This is a genomic window from Rhodococcus sp. USK13 (assembly GCF_018343855.1).
GTDB lineage: Bacteria > Actinomycetota > Actinomycetes > Mycobacteriales > Mycobacteriaceae > Rhodococcus_F > Rhodococcus_F oxybenzonivorans.
In genome coordinates, this window is the sequence record NZ_CP069242.1 from 4101263 (window position 1) to 4122248 (window position 20986).

At 66.3% G+C, this 20986-nt stretch carries 21 protein-coding genes; 10 read left to right on the top strand and 11 right to left on the bottom strand.

The window, feature by feature from the left end; genetic code table 11:
- Position 1 precedes the first annotated feature (1 nt).
- The gene (locus tag JQT59_RS21420) at positions 2–1348 is read left to right on the top strand and encodes a phenylacetate--CoA ligase family protein (RefSeq protein ID WP_213571912.1); all 1347 of its coding nucleotides are present in this window, start codon (positions 2–4) and stop codon (positions 1346–1348) included.
- Between the two features lie 129 nt (positions 1349–1477).
- Entirely contained in the window at positions 1478–1849 is a 372-nt protein-coding gene (locus tag JQT59_RS21425) for a nuclear transport factor 2 family protein (RefSeq protein ID WP_249353712.1), read from the top strand.
- A 97-nt stretch (positions 1850–1946) separates the two neighbouring features.
- Here the strand turns inward: JQT59_RS21425 and JQT59_RS21430 are convergent, their stop codons facing one another.
- Positions 1947–2843 carry an alpha/beta hydrolase gene (locus JQT59_RS21430; RefSeq protein WP_213571914.1) on the bottom strand — a complete coding sequence of 299 codons (897 nt, stop codon included), beginning with the start codon at positions 2841–2843 and terminating at the stop codon, positions 1947–1949.
- Between the two features lie 153 nt (positions 2844–2996).
- On the opposite strand from JQT59_RS21430, the gene JQT59_RS21435 reads away from it, so the two are divergent.
- Positions 2997–3860: a helix-turn-helix domain-containing protein gene (locus tag JQT59_RS21435; RefSeq protein ID WP_213571915.1), complete on the top strand. Its 864-nt coding sequence runs from the start codon at positions 2997–2999 to the stop codon at positions 3858–3860.
- 11 nt (positions 3861–3871) lie between these two features.
- On the opposite strand, the gene JQT59_RS21440 is transcribed toward JQT59_RS21435, so the two are convergent.
- The 3 genes from JQT59_RS21440 to JQT59_RS21450 form a co-directional block, all read right to left on the bottom strand.
- Positions 3872–5470: a sigma-54-dependent Fis family transcriptional regulator gene (locus JQT59_RS21440; protein ID WP_213571916.1), complete on the bottom strand. Its 1599-nt coding sequence runs from the start codon at positions 5468–5470 to the stop codon at positions 3872–3874.
- Between the two features lie 161 nt (positions 5471–5631).
- Entirely contained in the window at positions 5632–6546 is a 915-nt protein-coding gene (locus tag JQT59_RS21445; RefSeq protein ID WP_213571917.1) for a mycofactocin-coupled SDR family oxidoreductase, read from the bottom strand.
- A 50-nt stretch (positions 6547–6596) separates the two neighbouring features.
- Positions 6597–7676 (bottom strand): lactonase family protein, encoded by a 1080-nt coding sequence (locus JQT59_RS21450; protein WP_213571918.1) that lies wholly within the window; start codon positions 7674–7676, stop codon positions 6597–6599.
- Between JQT59_RS21450 and JQT59_RS21455 the strand changes: the two genes are divergently transcribed.
- Genes JQT59_RS21455 through JQT59_RS21460 form a run of 3 tightly spaced genes read left to right on the top strand, consistent with a single transcriptional unit; the run spans position 7663 to position 9121 of the window.
- On the top strand, positions 7663–7956 hold the full coding sequence (locus JQT59_RS21455; protein ID WP_213571919.1) for a hypothetical protein: 294 nt from the start codon (positions 7663–7665) through the stop codon (positions 7954–7956). The two genes, JQT59_RS21450 and JQT59_RS21455, sit on opposite strands and share 14 nt — an antisense overlap.
- 32 nt (positions 7957–7988) lie before the next feature.
- Entirely contained in the window at positions 7989–8249 is a 261-nt protein-coding gene (locus JQT59_RS38040; RefSeq protein ID WP_349306983.1) for a hypothetical protein, read from the top strand.
- The gene (locus JQT59_RS21460) at positions 8246–9121 is read left to right on the top strand and encodes a DUF222 domain-containing protein (protein WP_349306984.1); all 876 of its coding nucleotides are present in this window, start codon (positions 8246–8248) and stop codon (positions 9119–9121) included. Before JQT59_RS38040 ends, JQT59_RS21460 begins: the two co-directional genes overlap by 4 nt.
- An 82-nt stretch (positions 9122–9203) precedes the next feature.
- On the opposite strand, the gene JQT59_RS21465 is transcribed toward JQT59_RS21460, so the two are convergent.
- From JQT59_RS21465 to JQT59_RS21475, 3 genes are read right to left on the bottom strand one after another with little or no spacing between them, the layout of a single operon-like run.
- Positions 9204–10079 (bottom strand): alpha/beta fold hydrolase, encoded by an 876-nt coding sequence (locus JQT59_RS21465; protein ID WP_213571920.1) that lies wholly within the window; start codon positions 10077–10079, stop codon positions 9204–9206.
- A gap of 55 nt (positions 10080–10134) precedes the next feature.
- Positions 10135–11529: an MmgE/PrpD family protein gene (locus tag JQT59_RS21470; RefSeq protein WP_213571921.1), complete on the bottom strand. Its 1395-nt coding sequence runs from the start codon at positions 11527–11529 to the stop codon at positions 10135–10137.
- Positions 11530–11554: 25 nt separating this feature from the next.
- Positions 11555–13036 carry an aldehyde dehydrogenase gene (locus JQT59_RS21475; protein ID WP_213571922.1) on the bottom strand — a complete coding sequence of 494 codons (1482 nt, stop codon included), beginning with the start codon at positions 13034–13036 and terminating at the stop codon, positions 11555–11557.
- A 258-nt stretch (positions 13037–13294) separates the two neighbouring features.
- Between JQT59_RS21475 and JQT59_RS21480 the strand changes: the two genes are divergently transcribed.
- Positions 13295–14470 carry a CaiB/BaiF CoA transferase family protein gene (locus JQT59_RS21480; protein WP_213571923.1) on the top strand — a complete coding sequence of 392 codons (1176 nt, stop codon included), beginning with the start codon at positions 13295–13297 and terminating at the stop codon, positions 14468–14470.
- Positions 14471–14503: 33 nt separating this feature from the next.
- Positions 14504–15397 (top strand): HpcH/HpaI aldolase/citrate lyase family protein, encoded by an 894-nt coding sequence (locus JQT59_RS21485; RefSeq protein WP_213571924.1) that lies wholly within the window; start codon positions 14504–14506, stop codon positions 15395–15397.
- An 86-nt stretch (positions 15398–15483) separates the two neighbouring features.
- Here the strand turns inward: JQT59_RS21485 and JQT59_RS21490 are convergent, their stop codons facing one another.
- Entirely contained in the window at positions 15484–16638 is a 1155-nt protein-coding gene (locus JQT59_RS21490) for a low temperature requirement protein A (RefSeq protein WP_249353714.1), read from the bottom strand.
- 198 nt (positions 16639–16836) lie between these two features.
- Positions 16837–17529: a GntR family transcriptional regulator gene (locus tag JQT59_RS21495; protein WP_109330404.1), complete on the bottom strand. Its 693-nt coding sequence runs from the start codon at positions 17527–17529 to the stop codon at positions 16837–16839.
- Between the two features lie 233 nt (positions 17530–17762).
- Between JQT59_RS21495 and JQT59_RS37740 the strand changes: the two genes are divergently transcribed.
- Together JQT59_RS37740 and JQT59_RS21500 are read left to right on the top strand one after the other, a co-directional pair.
- Positions 17763–17888, top strand: coding sequence for a hypothetical protein (locus tag JQT59_RS37740; protein WP_283254003.1), 126 nt, complete (start codon positions 17763–17765; stop codon positions 17886–17888).
- A 278-nt stretch (positions 17889–18166) separates the two neighbouring features.
- A complete protein-coding gene (locus JQT59_RS21500; RefSeq protein WP_213571925.1) occupies positions 18167–19060 on the top strand; it encodes a LysR family transcriptional regulator in 894 nt (297 codons plus the stop codon).
- Here the strand turns inward: JQT59_RS21500 and JQT59_RS21505 are convergent.
- Together JQT59_RS21505 and fabG are read right to left on the bottom strand one after the other, a co-directional pair.
- Entirely contained in the window at positions 19000–19869 is an 870-nt protein-coding gene (locus tag JQT59_RS21505; RefSeq protein ID WP_213571926.1) for a LysR family transcriptional regulator, read from the bottom strand. The two genes, JQT59_RS21500 and JQT59_RS21505, sit on opposite strands and share 61 nt — an antisense overlap.
- 42 nt (positions 19870–19911) lie before the next feature.
- The gene (gene fabG / locus JQT59_RS21510; protein ID WP_213571927.1) at positions 19912–20655 is read right to left on the bottom strand and encodes a 3-oxoacyl-ACP reductase FabG; all 744 of its coding nucleotides are present in this window, start codon (positions 20653–20655) and stop codon (positions 19912–19914) included.
- Between the last annotated feature and the right edge of the window lie 331 nt (positions 20656–20986).

The following is a 20986-nucleotide window of genomic DNA, read 5'->3' on the forward strand; positions in this document are numbered from 1 at the left end:
CATGGCTGTTCCCCATTCGGCGCGGCATTGGAGCGCGGTCGAGTCGATCGCGCCCGGCGACGCTGCGGATCTGCAGAATCGTCGGCTGCGCGAGCAACTCGAGTATCTGGCCGCCCACAGCGACTTCTACAAGGCGAAGTTCGCCGAGCATTCTGTCGACGTCACGCGTGTGCGGACGGTGGAGGACCTCGCGGGCCTGCCGTTCACAGAAAAGCAGGAACTGCGGGACAGCCTGGCGGCCACGCCGCCGCTGGGCAGCCACGTTGCGGCCGAGGCCGCCGACATTGTGCAGATCCAGGCGTCCTCGGGTACTACCGGTAGCCCGTCCTACGTCGGTTTGACGCGGCGTGACATCGACGTCTGGTGCGAGCTCGGAGCGCGAGCCCTGTACGCCAACGGTTTTCGCCCCGGCGACCGGTTGCTGCACGGGTTCGGTATGAGCAAGGGCTTCGTCGGCGGGATCCCCGTCGTGCAGATGGCGCAGTACATGGGCATCGTCGACATCCCGATCGGCGCGGAGGCGGGCGCGGAGCGACTCTTGCGTGTGCAGGCAGACCAGCGTCCCGACGCGCTGATAGGCACGCCGAACTTCCTGGCATATCTGGCCGAGCAGGCGCCGGTGATTCTCGGCATGCAGGCCAGGGATTTGGGTGTGCGCGCGATCAGCGTGGGCGGCGAGCCCGGCGGCGGCCTGCCCGCCGTTCGCGGCAAGCTCGAGTCGTTGTGGGGCGCCACGTCGCGGGAGATGTTGGGTGGCACTGATATCGCCTGCATCTACTGGGGCGAGTGCGACGCGGGCGACGGAATGCACTTCCTCTCCCCGGATCTGATGGTGGCCGAGCTGATCGACCCGGAGACGGACGAGATCGTCGCGCCCGTGGCCGGCGCGCAGGGGGAGTTGGTGTACACGGCGCTCCGCAGGCAGGCGTCGCCGCTGTTGCGGTTCCGCACCCGCGATCACGTGGTGGTAACCGGCACCGACTGCGCGTGTGGCCGCACCGGGTACAAGGTGCGGTGCGTCGGCCGGACCGACGACATGCTGATTGTGCGCGGCATCAACCTCTTTCCTTCCGCGGTCAAGCAATTGGTGTCGGAGCTGGCGCCGGCCACCACCGGCGAGATGCGTATCCGCGTCGACTTCGAGGGGCATTCGACCCAGAAGCCGCTCATGCTGGTCGTGGAGTATTCCGACGGACTCGGTGCCGAGCAGCAGGACAACCTGCGCTCGTCGATCGAGCAGCGGGTCCGGTCGGCGCTGGGCGTCAAGGCGGTGGTCGAACTCGTGCCCGACCGCACCCTCGCGCGACCGGACCACGTCAAGGTAAATCTCATCGAACGGGTTTCCTGACGAAGGTGACTCTGCGTCAGAGTCTTTCGCGCAGTGTCCAGATATCTGGACACTCGATCGGCTCACGCGCGGGCAGCATGGGTGATGCAGATCACCTGCAGTGAACCCGACGGAAAGGTCCGATCACAGATGAGCAGCACCCCAGACCAGGCGACCATCGAACTCTCGGAGAACTGGGTCAAGGCCCTGGCGAACATAGACCTGTTCCTCGAAATCTGCGTCGAGGACTGCCCCGTATGGCACAGTGCCGACGACAAGTGGGTCTCGGTGTCCGAGGCCGTCGCCGCGGTCTACGAACGCGCCGGAGACGGTCCGATTCCGGACTTCCGCCCCGAGGGCATCACATTCACCGAGAAGGGTTTCTTCAACGAGGCGTCCGTCGAACTGGAGATGGGCGGCCAGCCGGTCAAGTTGCACCTCGTCCAGATCGTCGAAGCGCGTGACGGTAAGGCAGTTCGCGTGCGGGAGTACATCGGCCCGGAGATGGGCATTCAGCCCTGATATCGCCGTCCCCCAGGGCTGCACCGTCAGTGCTATGTGACCGTGCCCCAGTCGGGGCCGGGGCACGGTCACACTCGACCGGTGACAGTCGCGACTGCTATCCGGCCAGGTTCTTGGTGAAGAACTCGGTGAGCTTGTCCGCTGCCTGAGAGACGTACTGGTCGACGTCGTACAGGTCGACGTGGGTGGCGCCTTCGATCTCGAACAGCTCGGCGGTCTCGCCGCCGGCCGCAACCGCGCCCTCACTGAATCCCTTGGTCTCGGCCTCGGTTCCCGCGATCATCAGCAGCGGCCTGGGCGCAATCTTCGCGACCCCGGCGTAGGCGTCGAACTGGTCGAGCTGGTCGACGCTGCGCAGCGCGAACTTCCCGATCGACCGCGGGTGCTGTGCGCGCGGAGTCTTGTAGTAGTCGAAGAACTCTGCGACGGCCTTCGGCGTCGACGCGTCCACCGAGTCCGGCAGCACCGGAACCATGGGGACCTCCTCGCCCTTCGCCTCCGCAGTCCGCGCCGCCCCTGCCTGATCGACCAGCTTCGCGAAGGCCTCCGGATCCGGCACCCGGAAGAAGCAGGTGGCGTCCGCGCCGCTGACGGTGGCGACGGCCTTCATGCGGTGGTCGGTCTGCGCGGCGAACGGCACGTATCCGCCCGAGGCGCAAATGCCGAGGACGCCGATCCGCTCCGGATCCACGTCGTCGCGGGCACTCAGGTAGGTCACCGCGTTACGGAAGTCCTCCGCGCGCTGGAACGGATCCTCCAGTCCGCGCGGCTCGCCCTCGCTCTCACCCTGGTACGCGGCGTCGAATGCCAGGGTGATGAATCCCTGATCGGCGAGGCGCTGTGCGTACAGTGCCGCGGTCTGCTCCTTGACACCGGTCATGGGATGTCCGACGACGATCGCGGGCAGCCGCCCGTCGACCTCGGTCGGGGTGTAGAGGTGGCCGGCGAGCTGAAAGCCGCTGCTGGTGAACCGAACATCGAATTTGGTGGTCATGGTGCCTCCGTGGTGTTTCGAGAATTCCGATCCGCATTTCCGGATCGCTCGACACCTAGTCTCGGAGTTCCCGGGAAACTGGGGAAGGGAGGCATTTATCCTGGGAACAATCCTTCCCAGGATAAATCCGCGCCCCGGACCTACCCTGGTTTCATGCCCAGTCCGGTACACCAGGCACCACATCTACGTGAGCTCGGCGCGTTCCTCAAAACCCGCCGCAGCGAGCTGTCGCCGTCCGACGTCGGCCTACCCGACCTCGACCAGCGCCGCCGGGTGAGCGGGCTGCGGCGCGAGGAGGTGGCGCAGCTCGCCGCGATCAGCACCGACTACTACACCCGGATCGAGCAGGGGCGGCTCGCCCCGTCCGAGCAGGTGCTCGCCGCCTTGGTGCGAGCGCTGCAACTCGACTCGGATCAATCCGAGTACCTCGACAGCCTGGCCGATCACGCCACCCACCGGTCCACGCCCCGTCCGGCGGCGCAGTCGCGCACCGGCGGCAGCCGGGTACGCCCGCAGGTGCGACGGCTACTGGACCAGCTCACCGACACCCCCGCCATCGTCCTGGGGCCACGGACCGACATTCTGGCGTGGAATCCGCTGGCCACCAAGGTATATGCCGACTTCGATGCGATGGCGCCGCACGAGCTGAACTATGTGCGGCTCATCTTCACCGACCCTCGGATGCGGGAGCTGTTTGCCGACTGGACGGCGGTCGCACGGTCCTGTGTGGCGATCCTGCGCCGCGAGGCGGCCATCAATCCGGCCGATCCGGCCCTGTCCGCGCTCGTCGGCGAACTCACGATTGCCGATCGTCAGTTCGGACAATGGTGGGCGGCGAGAAATGTTGCGCGCCAGGACTTCGGCGTCAAGGTGCTCAATCACCCGGTCGTCGGTGAACTGACCCTCGACTGGGAGATCTTCCGCTACTCGGGCGCGCCCGAGCAGCAGTTGGTGCTCAACTCCGCCGAGGACGGTTCGCCGACCCAGGAGCGACTGGCGCGACTGGGCCGGATGTAGGACAGGAGCGGTCAGGCGATCTTGAGAACCCGGAGCCGGTTGTAGAGAGTCGACCGGCTCACCCCGAGTGACTGAGCGGCCTTGAGCTTGTTGCCGCCTGCCGCTTCGATCGCCGCGACGATCACTTCCCGTTCGGCATGTCGAATGGGTGACAGGGGTGTGCCGACTTCCCGGTACGGTGCGGGAAGGTCGGTCGGAATGATGTCTCCGGCCGAGCGGGTCCGGGCCAGGGCGTGAATCACCCGCCGGAGTTCCGCGAGGTTGCCCGGCCATGGATGTGCTGCCAGGACCTGCAGTGTCGCCGAGGTGAGGCGCAGGTCGGACGTCACGGCTTCCTTCGCCAGCATCCGCCGCGCCAGCCCGGGGATCTCGTGGCGGCGCCGACGGAGCGGAGCGAGTTCACGTCGTGCGGCGCAGAGCCCAACCAGGGAGGGGTGGATCCCCGCGTCGTTATTCGCACTCGTCGAGGTCAGGACGACGTGTCGCCGCGTGCCCCGGATGAGGCGGGCAACCAGTGTGGCCATCGAGTCGGTGAGGAAGTGGACGTTCTCGATGATCACGACGGCACCATCGTGCTCGAGCTGTCGACCGAGTCCGACGGCCCAGGCCTGCTCACCCGTATGCACGACGTCCGCGGCGTCGACGATCGCCCCGCCCGGTCCGGCCGCACGCACCGCTTCGGTTGTCCGGCCGGTGCCGGTTTCTCCGACGAGGAGGAGCGGCCATTCCTCGACCGAGGGTCGTGGTTGCGGCTTCGGGCCCGTCCTCGCCGTTGCGAAATCGACCAGGACGCCGTTCCCGCCGTCGACCGGAGTGCAGGTGAACTCCACTTCGCGCCCGGATTCGAGCGTGAGGCGATTGGTGACGGCCGTTGTGCGAGCGGTGTCGGCGCTGGCTCGGACGGCCGCATGGTCGGCGGGATCGAGGAGGTCGAGGGCCGCCGGGGTCGCGAGGACCATCCCCTCCCCGAGCACCATCACCGGCCGTTCCTTCCGCCGTGCCGCAGAATGAAAGGCCGCCAGCAGATTTCGTTGAGTGACAGGGGTGCTCAGCGCCAGCCGGTCCTCGATCTCCCTGACCAACCGCTGGGCGATCGGCGCGAAGTACCGGTGATCCTCGCCGGCGCCGCCCCCGACGTCGAGAACGCCTTCGAGTCGTCGCGTGATCGGATGAATGATCGGCTGGCCGAAGCAGCTGAACTCGTGGAACGCGGACATGAAGTGTTCGGGGCCGTGGACGAGTAGCGGTTGCCGGGCTTCCAGGACGGTGCCCACCGCGTTGGTTCCCACCTCTTCCTCGGCCAGCCGGATGCCGGGCTCGATGCCGATCCAGTCGACCGCGTCGCGGACGCCCGGACTGGCGTGCCTGATATCCAGGATCCGGGCGTCGTGGTCGGCGAGAACGAACACCAGTGGCGCACCGTCGAACTCGCGGCAGACACGCTCCAGAACAGGCGTCGCGGCGCGTCGGAGACACCCGTCCGGGGCGACGTCGATCCTGTCCAGCTTCAACGTCGTAGCGCAGTCGAGACCCGACAATTGCGAACGCATCCACGACGACGCGATCTCCGGACGAGCGTCGACCGTGGAATGCGCTGAGCTACTGAGCACTCCGACACCACCTTCTGACCAGGTGCAATGAGAACGGACTTACACCACATTGAGCGAGAACACAATATAATATATTCGAACTTTGGGCAAGCGTCGGCCGGGGACGCATAGACACCGGTCCCGACCGCGTGCAGCGGTCGGGGCCGGTGTCGGTCAGGCCGTCACAGATCGTCGGGCGACTGGGCCGGTGAACGGTAGCGATCGGCTTCCGGGCCCTCGGTCTGCGGTGCGAAGTTCACGCCGGGCAGCAGGAGGTGCCCCGCGTCGACCGGCAGGGCGACACCGGTGATGTGCTCGGCGTAGTCGGACAGCAGCCAGCATGCGGCATTGCTGGTGGCGTTCGGCGGAAGCGCGGGCCGGCCGGCCAGTGGCGCATATCCGTACGTGGCGGCTATTGCGACATCACGGTTGGCAGTCTCGCCGGGGGCGACGAACAGTTGGTGGCCCATCGGGTTGTCCCAGATCTTCGCGTCCACCGCGCCGGGGCAGACAGCGTTGCACCGCACGTTGTACTCCGCGATCTCCAGAGCGGTGTTCTTCATCAGGCCGAGGACGCCGTGCTTGGCTGTGATGTAGTGGGTGTATCCGGCCGTGGCCTCCAGCCCACCTACCGACGCAATACAGACGATCGCACCGCCACGCTGCTCGACAAGATGCGGCGCGGTGGCCTTGATCGTCCGGAAGGTGCCGCCGAGCACCACGTCGGTGACCGTCGTCCACATCTGCTCGGTGATCTCCCAGGACTTGGGCCCCAGATCCCACAGTCCGGCATTGGCGATGACCGCGTCGAGGCGGCCGAATGCGTCGAGCCCGAGAGCGACTGCCGCGTCGAGCGCACCCTGATCACGGACGTCGGCGAGGGCACTGACCGCCCGTCGGCCTTGTTTCTCGACGAGGGCCTGTGTCTTGTCCAGATCTTCCTTGCTGGCCAGCGCGTATCGAATCCCGTCGACGGGTGAGCAGATGTCGGTGATGATGACATCGGCTCCTTCCTTCGCTGCAGTCACCGCGTGCGCTCGCCCCTGCCCTCGTGCGGCGCCGGTGATGAAGACGACCTTGCCGTCCAGTAGTCCCATGTCGATGTCCTTTCCAGAATTCATTCAGTAGTGCGGGGTAGATGGGTCGTTCACGCAGGGCCGACGGATGCGAACACTCCGGTTGCGCCGTCGGAGAACGTCACACCCGTATCGACGGGCGGTTCTCCCGTGGCCTCGAGTGCCCCGTCCGGCTTCACCCGGTAGGTGAACACCTTCTCGGTGCCGGTCGTGGTCAGCGTGTCGATGACGTAGAGCCGCTGGGCATCCGGACTCAGCACGACGCGGCCGGGGAAGTGTCCCGGTGCGCTGGGTGCGTCGGCGCCGGGCACGGGAACCAGGGCGCCGTCGTCTCGAATCTCGAATCCGTTCACAGCCTGACCGCCGGTCTGGGGAAGGTAGAGATACCTGCCGTCCGGTGTGATGGCCATACCGTGCGGAATCGCCTTCGTCGGGAAGCGCCCGATCGGGGTCAGTACACCGTCGGGCGCGATGCGGTAGCCGGAGACGTCATTGGTTCCCTCGTTGGTGATGTACAGGAACTTGCCGTTGGGCGTCACCGACGGCAGCGCCGGACGATCACCGGTCGGCACCTGCGAGCCGGTCCGCGTCAACCTGCCGTCGAATCCGATCGCGTAGGAGTCCATCGTCGCTCCGATGAAGCTCGGCGCGAACAGGAATCGGCCGTCCGGTGACACCACCGGAATGGACAGGCCGCTCGTCGCACCGGGGATCGTTACCGAATCGACCTGTGTCAGAACGCCGGACGGCGCGATGGCATACGTCTGCACGTCGTTGGTCACCGAGCCGACGGTGGCGAAGAGCCACTTCCCGTCCATGCTCACGACGGCACCCACGATCGGCCGGCCGGGGGTGAGGTGGGCGCCCTCGAGGCGCTCGAGTGTGCCGTCGTCGTCGACGCGGAATCCCTGAAGTGTTCCCGAGACAGTATGTGCGACATAGGCGAATCGGCCACTCGGCGTGACCGCGATCGACAGCGTGCCGGTATCGGTGGGCACGGGCTGCCCGACGGGAGTCAGTCGACCGCTCGATTCACGCAACACTCCTATGTTCGACGAGCCTGTGCCACCGACCAGAAGGTAGCTCGGTCCCGTCGCATCATCCGTCGGGGCCGCGCCTGCTGGGGGAGTGGCAACAGTGCCGATGGACATGGTCGCAGCAAGGCTGATTGCCATCAAGGTTGTACGTAATCGCACTTGCAGCATCTTTCGGGTCGACCACTTTCGTTCAGCCGCCGATGGATTCCGAGTCATCAATGCAACCTCCGTGGTTCCTCGATTCGGCGAGTTCGCCACGCTGAACGTAAACCCGGGAGCCGGGGTGGCAGTGTCCAACTATCTGGACACTCCGGCGCAGGCGAGCCCGAGGCCGGGCGACCTGCTCCGCGTCGAATACGTTTCGGCACAGTATGATTACTTGAATTCCCATTGACTTCGAACTGATGTTCGAAGTAGTCTCCATGCATGGGTGACGGGGAGGGAACTCAGGGGGCGGTGCCGGACGATGATCCGGCGGTGGGGGAGACGTGGCGGTTGTCCGAGGATCAGTTGCTCGAGACGGTGCTGACGGTGTCCTCGGAAATCGCTCGCCTCGAGGCGGTACGGGTGAAGCTGATGGACGCGGTGGATGCGCGCTGCCGGGTCGACATCCTGGGCCATCCCAACGCGAAGGCGTGGCTCGTGGCGCACACGATGCTCGAACCGGGGCAGCTGGCCGGATCGTGAACCTGGCGCGTGGGCTGCGGTCGCAGCCAGCGATTGCCGCAAAGTTCTACGGCTGCGAGATCTCCGCGGATCACGCAGGGCTGATTCTGCGGTTCTGTGAACGACCCCCGAAGGGAATGCCGCTGGGCGCAATGGGTCCGGTGCTGGACGCGTTGCTCGCCGCAGCGGACGGACCACAAGCCCGCACCGACCTCATCCGGGAAGGCATCGCCAAGGCGGAGCGGATCTTCGAAACCGACGAGCACCCCGCAAGCGAGGACGTCGACCGCAACGAACTGCACGCGTCGAAGTTGTTGAACGGACGGGTCTCGGTCGAAGGTGACCTGGATGCGATAACCGGAGAGATGCTGTTGACCGCGTTGTCGAAGCTGGCCGCACCACGACCGGCCGCGGACGAGACCCGGGACGCCCGCACCCCCGGACGGCGGCGTGCCGACGCGTTCACCGAATTGCTGCGCCGGTACCTCGCGGCCGGACTGAACGGCACCGAGGCCGGTGAACGACCGCACATCAGCGTGCAGGTGCGGGCACGGGACCTGATCGACACCCGCGGCGTCGACCGCACAGGCGCCGCAGGCGGCACCGACATGCACGCTTCGGGCGCCGGCCCCGCCGACCCAACTAGTGTCGACCGGCCCGCTTCTCCGGAGGATTGGGCGGCGGTGCTGGCGGAAACGGGGGTCGCCTGGGCGGCGTGGATGGGGCCGCTGACGATCACCGCAGCCCGGCATCTGTCGGAGTCCAGATCGGCCCCGACCGGCACCCCTGGTTCATTCCACCGCCGAGTGTCGACCCCTTCCGCGGGCCGCTGCCCTCGCACAACCGGCGGGCCGGTCCGGCCGCGGCCTGACCGGGCTAGCGCCGCAACATAACTCCATCCCCCATAGACGCCCCGCATCCGAGCCCCCCACTCGGATGCGGGGCACCCGCAGTGCAAAACACCGGCGGCAGGGTTCAGCGCGGTGGAAGAGCCCGTTCGAGGAAGCCTTCGAGGTGCAGGGCGAACGCCTCGTTGTCGTCGCCGGCGATCATGTGCCCCGCGTCCACCTCGACGGCCTCGGAGTTCGGCACCAGGGCGAGCATCTCGTCGACCGCCTCCCGCGAGACGATCTCCGACTTGGTTCCGTGAATTATCAAGGTGGGGACCGTGATCCGGGCGGCCAGGTCGGCGAGTCGCCGCTCGTCGGAATTGACGCGATTGTCCGCATAGCCGACGAACGCCGGATCCCAGTGCCAGTACCAGCGTCCGTCCCCGCGCAGACGCAGGTTCTTTCGTAACCCGTCGCTGCGGCGACGGCGGGGCGCTGTGCCGCGGAAGGCGTCGATGGCCGCCGATGCGTCGTCGAGCGAGGCGAACCCGTTGGGCGCCGCGCCCAGGAAGTCGCGGACCCTCCGCTGGCCGGTGCGGTCGATCCGATGCGTGATGTCGACCAGCACCAACCCGGCGAGGGAACCGGGGCGTCCGCCCGCGACGACGATGCCCGTCCGGCCGCCCAGCGAGGCGCCTACGACGACGATACGGCCGCCGAGGTCCGCGAGAACAGCCTCGAGGTCGGCCGCGAAAAGCTCGGCCGAATACTCGGGTGCCCATTCGCTGTCACCGTGCCCCCGAGCGTCGAGAGTGACCGCGCGCCAGCCGTGCTCGGCCATTCGCGCCGCCGTGCGATCCCACGAGTGCCTGGTCTGGCCGCCGCCGTGGAGGAGAAGAACGGTCCCCCCTGTCGAATCGGTCAGCCGATCGTCGGTCTCCCACCGATCACCGACAAGGCGGACCCCACCAGATCCTGTGAACTCGACAGGGATCGGCCGGGCTGTGGTCTGGGCGCCCATCAGCTCTCCTTCTCGTCATCGGCCGCCGGCCCGGTGGGGTCGGGGCGGGAGGAAATCAGACCTTCAGCAGGGCTGCGAAGTCGGAGGCGGGCTGGTCGGGGTCGCCGCTCTGGATGGCGCGGAGCAGGGTGTCGCCGCGTTCGGTGCCGAGTGAGCCCGAGATGACGTCGCGGAACTTCACGTCGAGGCCGTCTTGGGACATCGGGTTTTCGGCGGTGCCGGTGGGGTTGTCGATGAACAGGTGTTCGGTGGTGCCGTCGGTGTAGGTGACGGTGATGTCGCCGACCCACCGGCCCGGGTAGGCCTTGTCCAGTTCGGGCGTGACCTCGATCTTGACCTTCTGCGCGAGGGCGGCGACATCGCTGCCGGGTCCGATGTCGAGCTGCCCGTCCAGGTAGGCGTGGTGGGTGGCGAAGCCGTTGCCCTTGCCGAGTGTGGAGAGGGCGAATTGGAACGGCAGGCTGTATTGCAGGTGTTCGATGATCTTGGGTGCGTAGGCGTTGGCGTTCTTGTTGCCGATGATCACGTCGCCGCCGGTCTGGATGCCCAGGAGTACCGAGTCGATGTCGGCGGCGCGGGCGGCGAGTTGACGGGCGCCGTCGATGTAAGCGTGGTTGATGCCGCAGCAGCAGTACGGCTTGATCCAGATGCGGGTGATCTCGAAGGTGTTGTCGAGGCCGAAGGTGGCGGCGGCGTCGTCGGCGACGGGGCGGCCGACGAAGGTGCGGTAGAAGCCCTTGCCGCCAGTGAGGAAGGTCGTCGGACCGGTGATGCCCGCGGCGGCCATCTCCGCCGCGCGGATGCCGTTGCGGGTGCCGATGCCGGAGTGGACGCGTTTGATCGAGCCGCCGGAGGAGGTGTATTCGGTGGTGCCGGAGGCGTGGCTGAGCGCGATGGCGAGGGCGTGGACCGTGGTCTCTGCGTCGAAGCCGCGCATCTTGGCGACGACGGCGGCCGCGCCGAAGTTCGACAGCAGCCCGTGGGGGTGGAAGCCGCGTTCGAGGAGTTCGGGAGCGGCGAGGTTGCCGATCCGGGTGTACACCTCGTAGCCGGCGACGATGCCGGTGATGACCTCGCGCATGGTGGCGCCGAGTTCCTCGCCGACGGCGAGTGCGGCGGACACGACGGCGCTGCCCGGGTGCGACGAGCTGGCCCGGTGGGCGTCGTCGTATTCGAACCCGTGGCCGTAGGTGGCGTTGACGAAGGCGGCGTCGGCGGCGCTCATCTGGTCGCCGCTGGCGGCGACATGGGCCTTGCCGGGGACGTGCGCAGCGCGCGTCAACTCCAGCACCGCCCGGCTCCAGGGCAGAGAGGCGCTGGCGACCTGAAGGGCGAGTTGGTCCTGCATGAGGCGGCGTGCGCCGGCGAGTGCGTCGGCGGGGATCGTGTCGAAGGTCAGGTCCGTGACGAGCCGGGCGACGGCTTCTTCGACGGGAGGGAGGGTGCCCATGTGTGTGTCCTTTGCAGAGTTGGGGTCAGGAAAGCGAACCGAGCAGCCCGGCCGAGATGCCGTATGACTTGAGTTCGACGTAGGCGTCGAAGCCCTCGAGGCCGGCCTCGCGGCCGATGCCGCTGTTCTTGAAACCACCGATCGGGGCGGTGAAGCCCACCGGGCTGCCGTTGACTTCGACTGTGCCGGTGCGGATGTGGCGGGCCACCGTCAGTGCGTGCTCGGGATCGGCGGCGAACACTGATCCGCTGAGGCCGTACTCCGAGTTGTTGGCAATCTCGATGGCCTCGGCCTCGGTGTCGAACGTGTGCACGGTAAGAACCGGGCCGAAAACCTCCTCTTGCGCGATCTTCGCGAAGGGATCGACATCGGCAAAGATCGTGGGCTCGACGTACCAGCCATGGTCGAGGCCGTCGGGGCGTCCGCCGCCCACCAGCAGGGAGGCTCCGGACGTCTTCGCGTCGGCGATATAGCCCTCGACCCGGCTTCGGTGACGGTCGCTGACCATCGGTCCGATTTCGGTCGCCGGGTCGAACGGGTCACCGACTGGCATCTTCCCGATCAGGTCCAGCAGACGGTCGTGGAGCTCGTCACGTCGCGAGCGCGCCACGACGATGCGGGTCTTGTTGCTGCACACCTGGCCGCTGTTGCGGAGGGACACGGCGCGGATCGCGGCGACGGCGGCGTCGAGGTCGGCGTCGTCGAGCAGGATGGCGGCGGACTTGCCGCCCAGCTCGAGGGTCACGCGGCGCAGGTCCTGGCCGCAGAGCGAGGCGATGCGACGGCCCGCAGCCGTGGACCCGGTGAACGACACCTTGTCGATGCCGGGGTGGCGCACCAGGTACTCGCTGACCTCGCGCTGGGCAGGGACGATGTTCACGACACCCTCGGGCAGACCGATCTTGTCGAGCATGTCACCGAGTAGATACGCGTCGAGGGGTGTCTCGGGGGAGGGCTTGACGACCATGGTGCAGCCGGCGAGCAGCGCCGGGGCGAGCTTGATCATGGTGATGAGCAGGGGAGCGTTCCACGGTACGACGGCGGCGACGACGCCGACCGGCTCGCGGGTCACCAGCGCGTTGCCGGATGCGGACGTGCGGGTGTCGCTCCACGGGTAGGTGGGCGCGATGTCCAGGAAGGCGTCCAGAAGCATGCGGGGGCCGATGGACTGCATCTTCGTGGACAGGGTGATCGGGCACCCCATCTCTGCGCTGACGAGCGCGGCTGCCTCGCCCTCACGCGCGGCGAGTTCCGCGCTGAGCTTCCGCAGGACCGTGATGCGCTCGTCGAGCGACATCCGAGGCCAGGGCCCCTTGTCGAACGCCTGACGCGCCGCGGTGACGGCCGCGTCGATGTCGGCCTCGACGCCCTCCGGTACCCGCGCGACGAGCTGTTCGGTGGCCGGGGAAATCACCTCGAAGGTGCGTTCGGATGCCGGCTGCACCCACTGTCCGCCGATGAACAGTGTGTCGTACTGTCCTTGCCACAGTTCAGTCTGCGCACTCATTGTGCCGCTCCTTCGCATTCGCTTCGTCATAGACGTGCCCGGGTCTCGGGTGGGAGTCATCTGTCCAGCCTGGACGACGGCCTTCGGCTCGATATGTGAGCTGCACCATGTAAAGTATATTATGTTCCGGCAAGGGATGAAACCCCGATGCCGTCTCGCGTGGCGTAGGTCCGCAACAGCCCGGCGCCGGGCCGGACAAAGGCTTGACCTCCGGTGTGACTATATATAATATTTGAGCTGACACGAAGGTGAGGCAACATGCAGCACAAGCCACTCGAGGGTATTCGGATACTCGAGATCGGGGGATACATCGCGCTCCCGTTCGGGACGTCGATGCTGTGCGCGCTCGGCGCCGAGGTGGTCAAGGTCGAGCGCCCGGTGGTGGGCGAGGACTTCCGGCGGCACCAGAATGACGGTAGCCCGTACTTTCGGCAATACAACACCGGAAAGCGCAGTCTGTCGGTCGACCTGAAGTCGGAAGAGGGCGTCGCGTTGGTCAAGGCGCTGATACCGCACTTCGACGTGGTACTCGAGAACTTGCGCCCGGGCAAGGTGGCGGCCATGGGGCTGGGTCCCGAGGACTGCCGCGCGCTCCGTCCCGACATCGTCTACGGCTCGGTCACCGGGTTCGGTGCCGGCGGCCCGCTGGCCAACCGTCCCGCCTACGACACGATCGGCCACGCGTTCGGCGGTCTGTACTCGCTGTTCAGCGACGGTGACCACCCGCAACTGGCCGGTGGCTTGAGCGCGGACCTCGTCACGGGCCTGAGCACCGCCACCGGCGTCCTCGCGGCCCTGGTCGGGCGGCTGAAGACCGGGAAGCCGCAGCGGATGGAGACGTCGATCATGGAGGCGGTCAGCGCGCTCACCGTCGACGGCATCACCCAGTCTTTCGAACTCGGCAACAACCCTGCCCGCACGAGCCGGCACCCCCAGGCGCAGAACTTCTGCGTCCCCACGTCGACCGGCGAGTACCTGGCCGTGCACCTGTCGTCATCGCAGAAGTTCTGGCACGCGCTGTGCCGCGCCATGGACCGGATGGACCTGACCGAGGACCCGCGGTTCGCCGAGTACCGCCCGCGGGAATCGAACTACTTCGAGCTTGTGCCGATCGTCGAGGCGGAGTTCGCCAAGCAGTCGAAGGACTACTGGGAGAAGGTCCTCACCGAGGCCGACGTGCCGTTCGCGCCCGTCCTGTCGATGACCGGCTACTTGGAGCACGAGCAGGTCGAGCACCTGAAGCTGGTCGAGTGGCAGCCAGACGGTCTGCCACTGATCCGCCCGCCATGGACCTTCGACGGTGAGCGACCGGACCGCGGGGCCCGCGCACCCAGGGTCGGCTCCGACACCCGAGCCGTGGCGAGCGAGGTGCTTCCCGCCGAGAAGATCGACGCACTAATCGAGTCCGGCGTCTTGTTCGCCGACGAGTCCTGATTCGCTGAATTCGCATATCCCTGAGGAGTGTTCATGAAACCGTACCGTTCCATGCTGTTTGTGCCCGGACACAAGCCGAGCTGGGCCGACAAGGGTCTCGCCTCTGGTGCCGACGCCCTGATCCTGGACCTGGAGGACTCGGTGCCCGCCGCAGACAAGGACGAGGCGCGTCTGGTTGTCGCCGACACCATCGGCCGTCTGCATGTCGACGGTGTTCGCGCCGACCTGTGGGTGCGGCCCAACGCGTCCGTGTCCGGAATCCAGGGCAAGGACCTCGAGGCTGTGATCCGGCCGGGTCTGGCCGGCCTGTTCCTGCCCAAGGTTTTCGACGCCGAGGAACTGGTGCGTATCGATGCGGTGGTGTCACACATCGAAGCACGGGAAGGCCTCGAAGCCGGCAGCGTGGGGCTGATCGTGAGCTACGAGACGGCGGTCTCGATGGCGCACTGCGAGGAGATGGCGGCCGCCACCCCGCGCATCCGCAGCCTGCTGGGCGCCACGGGACCCAGTGCGGACGTAGGCCGCGAGCTGGGCTTCGAATTCACCCCGGCCGGCCTGGAGACGCTGTACCTCCGGAGCCGAATCGTTCTCGCAGCCCGCGCGGCCGGCCTGCACCACCCCGTTGCCGGCGTGTGGCAGGACATCAAGGACCTCGACGGTGCCCGGCAGTTCTGCCTGGACAACAAGCAGCTCGGATATCGCGGCATGGTGTGCATTCACCCCTCACACATCGCCATTGCCAACGAGGTGTTCACGCCGTCCGCCGATCAGGTGGACTTCTACCGCCGCATGATCGAGGCGTTCAAGGTGGCCGAGGCGGCAGGCAGTGCGGCCGTCGACTTCGAAGGGCAGCACATCGATATCGCACACGTGAAGACCGCCGAGGGCATCATCGAGCAGGCGGAAGCCATCGCGGCATACGCCTGACGGGGCCCGGCGGCAGCCGACTGGTGAAGCCCCGCATCCTTTCGGATGCGGGGCTTCGACGTACGTCCCTCCGAATCACGAATCAGTCAGGGGAGCAGAGGTTTCGATATGGGCTCATGGTTCGTGTCTTTGTTCAAGTGAATGGCCAGCACGAGCAGGATGACGACCAGCATGATGACGACGACATAAGTCGGTAGCGCATACGCTGCGATCGCCGCCATACCGAGAAGAGCGGCACCCACTGCGCGCGCGACCCACCCGGTTCCGGTGGTGATGCGGAAGTAGATTGCGTGTGAGAGTAGGTAGATCGCCGGACCCGCGAGCATCAGCACACCGCCCACACCGGCTCGGGCGTCACCAATGTGGGCGAGCACCAACTCGCTACCTGCCGCGAACATGACGAGGCCGGTGACGACGCCGTAGATGACGTTGATCCCGATGTGCACGGATCGAATCGGATTCTCGGTGACGGCGATGTGGTTTTCCACCAACCGTTCGGCACGACCGAAGTATGCCGCCCACAGGCAGACGAGGGCGACGAAGCAACCCGCGGCAAGTACGAGTGTGAGTGCATCGGAGTGATGAGCTGCGATCACACGTCCCAGAGTCAGTACGGTCTCGCCGAGCAGGATGATGAGGAACAGTCGCATGCGCTCGAGCATGTGCTCGGCGTCGAATGGAAGTTGCTGCGTTCGCGTCGTGCCGCTCGGCACGGGGTGTGCAAACCAGGTGCCGGTGAGATCGATGAGCGCGGCCACCGCCCAGCACCAGAGACGCCATTTCGGGTCGAGTGCGGCACCGGCCACCCAGAACGGCGCCGAGACGGCAAACCAGATCAGCACATGCACGAAGTGCCTGCGCAAGCGGGACGTCGGGGCGGTGGCAGCCGCGTAGACGGCGGGGCCGACCAGGGCCAGCAGCATGGGCATCACGAAGAGCCACGGACTGTCGTCGAATGCGTGTCCGATGCCGGCGTTCATGAACAAGCCGAGGCCCATCACCGTGATCGTGACGGCCCTCGTGGCGGTGTGCTCGATGTCGAGCAGGGTGACCTCGAAGGTGGTAAATGCCCAGACGCCGCACACCGCGACAAGCGCCACCAGAGTCTCGGCTGCGCCACGCCACGTCAGATGCTCGACGAGATGGTGCGTGAGCTGACCGATCGCCAGTACGAAGACCAGATCGAAAAAGAGCTCGAGCGGGGAGACGTCACGGTGTGTCCTGCGCGCTTCGCCGACCATGATGATCTCCTCCTCGGCGCCAAATCGTATCCGGTGGAGTCGAGCCGGACGGTTGTTTCGGCGGCGCCGGAGTTGCACGCGGTGGGGTTCTTCCATCACGGCCGGTTCGCTCAGCAAGATCGAGCGATTCGGATCCCTATCCTCCGAAACGGTGCAGCGCTCACGGCGCTGAGAGGAACGGGCGCGACAGGCCTCGAATCAGCCTACGTTCGCCTCGTCGTCGGCATCCCACAGCCCGCGCTGCTCCAGTTCGTCGATCAGGTGATCTGCGCCGTCCAGGATGTGCGATTCCATGAGAGTCTTCGCTCTCTTGGCCGCGTGCTTGCGCAGCGCCTCGAGGAGGACGGGGTGCTCCTCCTGCGTGGTGGTGATGTGGCCTTCGATGGTGGCGTAGAAGCGGTTGGGAAGGTTCGTGACGACGGAGCCCAGGAGGCGCGCAAGGCGCGGAGAGTCCGCGGTCAGGTTGATCTTGCGGTGGAACGCGTGGCCGAGGGAGGCGATACGTTCCGTGTCGCCCTGGGCAATGGCCTCCTGGTGCTGCTGAAGGATGCCTTCGAGCTCGACGATCTGCTGGGGTGTGATGTTCTTCGCGGCCCGGGCGGCCAGTTCGCCGGCCAGCTGCGCCTGTGCCCAGAAGAGGTCGCGCACGTCTTGCTTCGTGAACGGGGCTACGACGAAGCCGCGCCGGGGAACCATCTCGACGAATCCTTCGCTCCGGAGCGCAAGGAGTCCCTCTCGCACGGGCGTCGTGCTGACTCCCACGGCTTCGGCGATCCGCTCGATGCGGAGGAAATCGCCTGCACGCACCTCGCCGGAAATGATCATCTCGCGTACGTATGTGGCAACTTCCTCTGGAAGTTGCTGTCGCCTTGATCTGTCATTCAGGGCCATCGTCGGTCGCACCTTCCCGGATCCAGAGACTCGACATAATGTACCATTCGCGCCCGCCCGGTGACCGCGGCGCCCGGCAAGGCCGATCTGCGGGCCGCTGTCGTGCGGGGCCGCCCGGCTGAACCTTCCCGCGAGCCGGCGATCCGGGGAGCTCGGATACGTGCGCTCCCGACGACCACGTCACGGCATTCTTCCGTCAGGAGGACCTCGACGCGGCCGATCGGATCGACTGGATGGAGGTGCCCGCCGGTTACGACCACGACGTGTTCGGGGACGGCAGTGTCATAGTGCTGTCGATGCCCGGACACACCCCGGATTCACTCGGGCTACAGCTCCGCCTGCCGGTCGGAACACGCTGATACTGTCCGGCGCCGTCGCGCGCACCCAGGACAACATCAGCTGTTGCGTCGGCATGCCGGCTGACTCCGAAACCACCGACGCGACCGGATCACTGAAAATGATGAAGTTGCTGCGCTTCCAACCGAGTACGACAGTGTGTGTCAATCACGATATCGACGACTGGAGCCGGATCCGCGTGAACGGGCGGCAGATCGACTAGGTCGCGACACTCCACGACCGGCCGTGGCCTCGGCGAACTGGGGGCCTCGGCGAACTGCGTGGCCGCTAGACTCGACTGGTGGATATCCGGGACGCCGAGTACGTCGTCGCCGTGGCCGATCACGGCAGTATCACCGAGGCCGCGCGGGCGCTGTTCATCGCGCAGCCTTCACTGTCGCAGGCGATCCGCACTCTCGAACGCGATCTGGGTGTCGAGTTGTTCGATCGTGGAGGACGGAAGCTGCGGATCACTCCGGCGGGTAGGGCGTTCGCGGATGCGGCGCGGCAGGTCCTTGCCGATGTCGAGCGGGCGCGGGCGGTCGTGCAGGACGTGGCCGACGTGCAGTCTGGCACGCTGACTATTGCTGTTCTCAATTCCCTTGCCGCCGATCCACTCCCACGTCTCGTCGGTCGGTTTCATCGACTGTTCCCACGGATTCTCCTGTCGACGGTGTCGGCGGACATTCCCGACGGCGTGGGCCGCGCGGTCCGGTCGGGTGAGTGTGACCTCGGGCTCACCGAACTACTCGTCGATGACCAGGTGCTCGGGTTCCGAGTGGTGGGGGAGCAGGAGATCGTGCTCGCGATCCACGCGGATCTGGCGATCGAACTACCCGATCCGGTGCCGGTCGACCTGCTTGCCGATATTCCGATGATCGTGGAGATCGGGTCGCGTCCACGACTGCCGGTGCACAATGTCGCAGTCGAGTGTGCGCATCGTCAGTCGATGTGGGAGTTGGTTGTCCAGGGTGCGGGGGCGACCCTGATGCCGCGACGCGTCGCCGAGCAGGAACTGCCGGGTGTAGTGGTTCGCTCGCTCGCACCGCCGGAGGTGCGCACCATCGGTCTCGTCCATCGACCGGATCCGCTTCCTCCCGCTGCGGCGGCGTTCATCGCCGCCCTCGACGAGGTTCAGGGCGCGAGCGTGTCGAGGAATGCCCGTCCTGCCGGAGACAGCCGGGCCTTGTCGTAGATCACCCCGTAGGGCGCGGTGATCGGCGGGTCGAGGGGGCAGATCCGGGCGCCACCGACTGCGGCCCGTTCCGCATTGGTGCGTTCGATGAACGACATTCCTATTCCTTGGACGACGAATGCGCCGACGGCTTCTCGCTGCTCGACCACGGCCGACATGATCGTCCGGCTCCCTGCGGCCTGTAGCGCCTTCTCGATGACGGTGCGCGAAGACGATTCCTTGGGCAGCCCCACCACGGGGAGATTGGGGAGATCGTCGAGGGGGAATGGTTCGCGCCAGTGTATTTCGGCGATCGGGGGGACCACCAACCAGTATTCGTGGAATCCGAGTGCTCGTGTTGTCAACCCTGCTGCGGCAAAAGGGAGATGACTGAAGGCTATTTCGCAATGTCCGTCCCGGATCAGTGACCCGATGACCTCGGAAGGCCTGAGGTCGGCGAGCCGGACGACCACGCCGGGATACTGCTTGCGAAAGGATCCGATCAGTTCCGTGACAGGGCCTTCGGCAACGTGTGCCGACGCGCAGATGTCGAGTCGCCCGCGCGGAAATCCCGAGACGTCGACGAACGAGCTCTCGGCGGCCACCAGGTCTCGCACAATCTGCCGGGCCGGACCGACGAACGCCTTTCCCGCCGCGCTGAGCACGAGACCGCGGCCGACGCGGTGGAACAATTCGGCACCGAGCTCACGTTCGAGATTGCGCAACCCCTTCGACAACGACGGTTTGGTGACGCCCAGGGCCTCGGCCGCGAGTGCAAAGCCGTCGTTGTCGACGGTGGCGAGGAAGTATTCGACGTGTCGCGACTCCACCCGTGCAGAGTACTGCCTACGCCGCGACCGATCCGCTGCTTGTCAGATGTGGCGCCCGCCGGTGACTTCGAGAACGGTGCCGGTCATGTAGCTGGACAGATCGGAGGCCAGGAACAATGCGACGTTGGCGATCTCTTCAGGTTCGGCGCCGCGTCCCATCGGAACCTCCCTGAGCTTCGCTTCGAGGATGTCGGCGCGCAAGGCGCGGATCATGTCGGTATTCACCACTCCGGGCTGAATCGCGTTGACCCGGACTCCGAGGTGGGCGAGTTCTTTCGCGGCTGCCTTGGTCAGACCCACCATGCCGGCCTTCGCGGCGCTGTAGTTGGTCTGTCCGACCAGGCCGACCTTGCCCGAGATCGACGAGATGTTCACGATCGACCCCTTGCCGGCCTCCCGCATTGCGATCGACGCGATCTGGGTGCCCAGCCACGCGCCCTGGAGGTGCACGTCGATGACGGAGCGGAAATCGGCGAGCGTCATCTTGCGCAGCGTCGCGTCGCGGGTGATGCCGGCATTGTTGACCCACACGTCCATTCCGCCGAACGCGTCGAGCGCCGTCTTTCCCAGGTTCTGCATCTGATCCGGCTCCGTCACGTCACAGGCGACGGCGACGGCCTGGAAGCCGTCGGCCTCCAGCTTTCCGGCGGCGGCCTTGACGTTCTCGGCGTGCATGTCGCCGAGAACGACCGAGGCGCCCTCGCTCGCGAACTTGCGGGCCATCTCGAAACCGATGCCCTGAGCCGCGCCGGTGACGACCGCGACCCGCCCCTCGAGGAGTGTCATGTGTTTCCCTAAGTTTGTAGGTGTACGGGGTTGGTGCCCTCACCGATGAGAAGGAACGGTGCCTCTCGCATGAGGCGACCCAACTCGGAGTAGCCGCCACCGCCGTGGATCCGGAAGCTGTCCGGGAATGTCGAGTCTCGTCTCACTAGATAAAAATTGTCGTTCGCGAATCGTCTGAGACGAGTAATTCGCCCGGAGGCTGCTACATATTCAAGCGCTTTTATCCGCTGTGGTCAAAGACGGTCCGGGAAACCGAGAGTTAACCCCTTCCTATGGATCGAAGGGCCTCTGTACAGCACGTTTTCGCGCGTGGTCCGTACTTGACACCAGG

What these genes read in the sequence shown, in the direction of transcription:
- JQT59_RS21475 (WP_213571922.1), bottom strand. Translation starts at nt 13,036, where the DNA reads ATGAGTGCGCAGACTGAACTGTGGCAAGGACAGTACGACACACTGTTC.
- JQT59_RS21495 (WP_109330404.1), bottom strand. Translation starts at nt 17,529, where the DNA reads ATGGCCCTGAATGACAGATCAAGGCGACAGCAACTTCCAGAGGAAGTT.
- JQT59_RS21435 (WP_213571915.1), top strand. Translation starts at nt 2,997, where the DNA reads ATGCCCAGTCCGGTACACCAGGCACCACATCTACGTGAGCTCGGCGCG.
- JQT59_RS21430 (WP_213571914.1), bottom strand. Translation starts at nt 2,843, where the DNA reads ATGACCACCAAATTCGATGTTCGGTTCACCAGCAGCGGCTTTCAGCTC.
- JQT59_RS21480 (WP_213571923.1), top strand. Translation starts at nt 13,295, where the DNA reads ATGCAGCACAAGCCACTCGAGGGTATTCGGATACTCGAGATCGGGGGA.
- JQT59_RS37740 (WP_283254003.1), top strand. Translation starts at nt 17,763, where the DNA reads ATGGAGGTGCCCGCCGGTTACGACCACGACGTGTTCGGGGACGGCAGT.
- JQT59_RS21420 (WP_213571912.1), top strand. Translation starts at nt 2, where the DNA reads ATGGCTGTTCCCCATTCGGCGCGGCATTGGAGCGCGGTCGAGTCGATC.
- JQT59_RS21485 (WP_213571924.1), top strand. Translation starts at nt 14,504, where the DNA reads ATGAAACCGTACCGTTCCATGCTGTTTGTGCCCGGACACAAGCCGAGC.
- JQT59_RS38040 (WP_349306983.1), top strand. Translation starts at nt 7,989, where the DNA reads ATGGGTGACGGGGAGGGAACTCAGGGGGCGGTGCCGGACGATGATCCG.
- JQT59_RS21450 (WP_213571918.1), bottom strand. Translation starts at nt 7,676, where the DNA reads ATGTCCATCGGCACTGTTGCCACTCCCCCAGCAGGCGCGGCCCCGACG.
- fabG (WP_213571927.1), bottom strand. Translation starts at nt 20,655, where the DNA reads ATGACACTCCTCGAGGGGCGGGTCGCGGTCGTCACCGGCGCGGCTCAG.
- JQT59_RS21470 (WP_213571921.1), bottom strand. Translation starts at nt 11,529, where the DNA reads ATGGGCACCCTCCCTCCCGTCGAAGAAGCCGTCGCCCGGCTCGTCACG.
- JQT59_RS21490 (WP_249353714.1), bottom strand. Translation starts at nt 16,638, where the DNA reads ATGGTCGGCGAAGCGCGCAGGACACACCGTGACGTCTCCCCGCTCGAG.
- JQT59_RS21465 (WP_213571920.1), bottom strand. Translation starts at nt 10,079, where the DNA reads ATGGGCGCCCAGACCACAGCCCGGCCGATCCCTGTCGAGTTCACAGGA.
- JQT59_RS21425 (WP_249353712.1), top strand. Translation starts at nt 1,478, where the DNA reads ATGAGCAGCACCCCAGACCAGGCGACCATCGAACTCTCGGAGAACTGG.
- JQT59_RS21445 (WP_213571917.1), bottom strand. Translation starts at nt 6,546, where the DNA reads ATGGGACTACTGGACGGCAAGGTCGTCTTCATCACCGGCGCCGCACGA.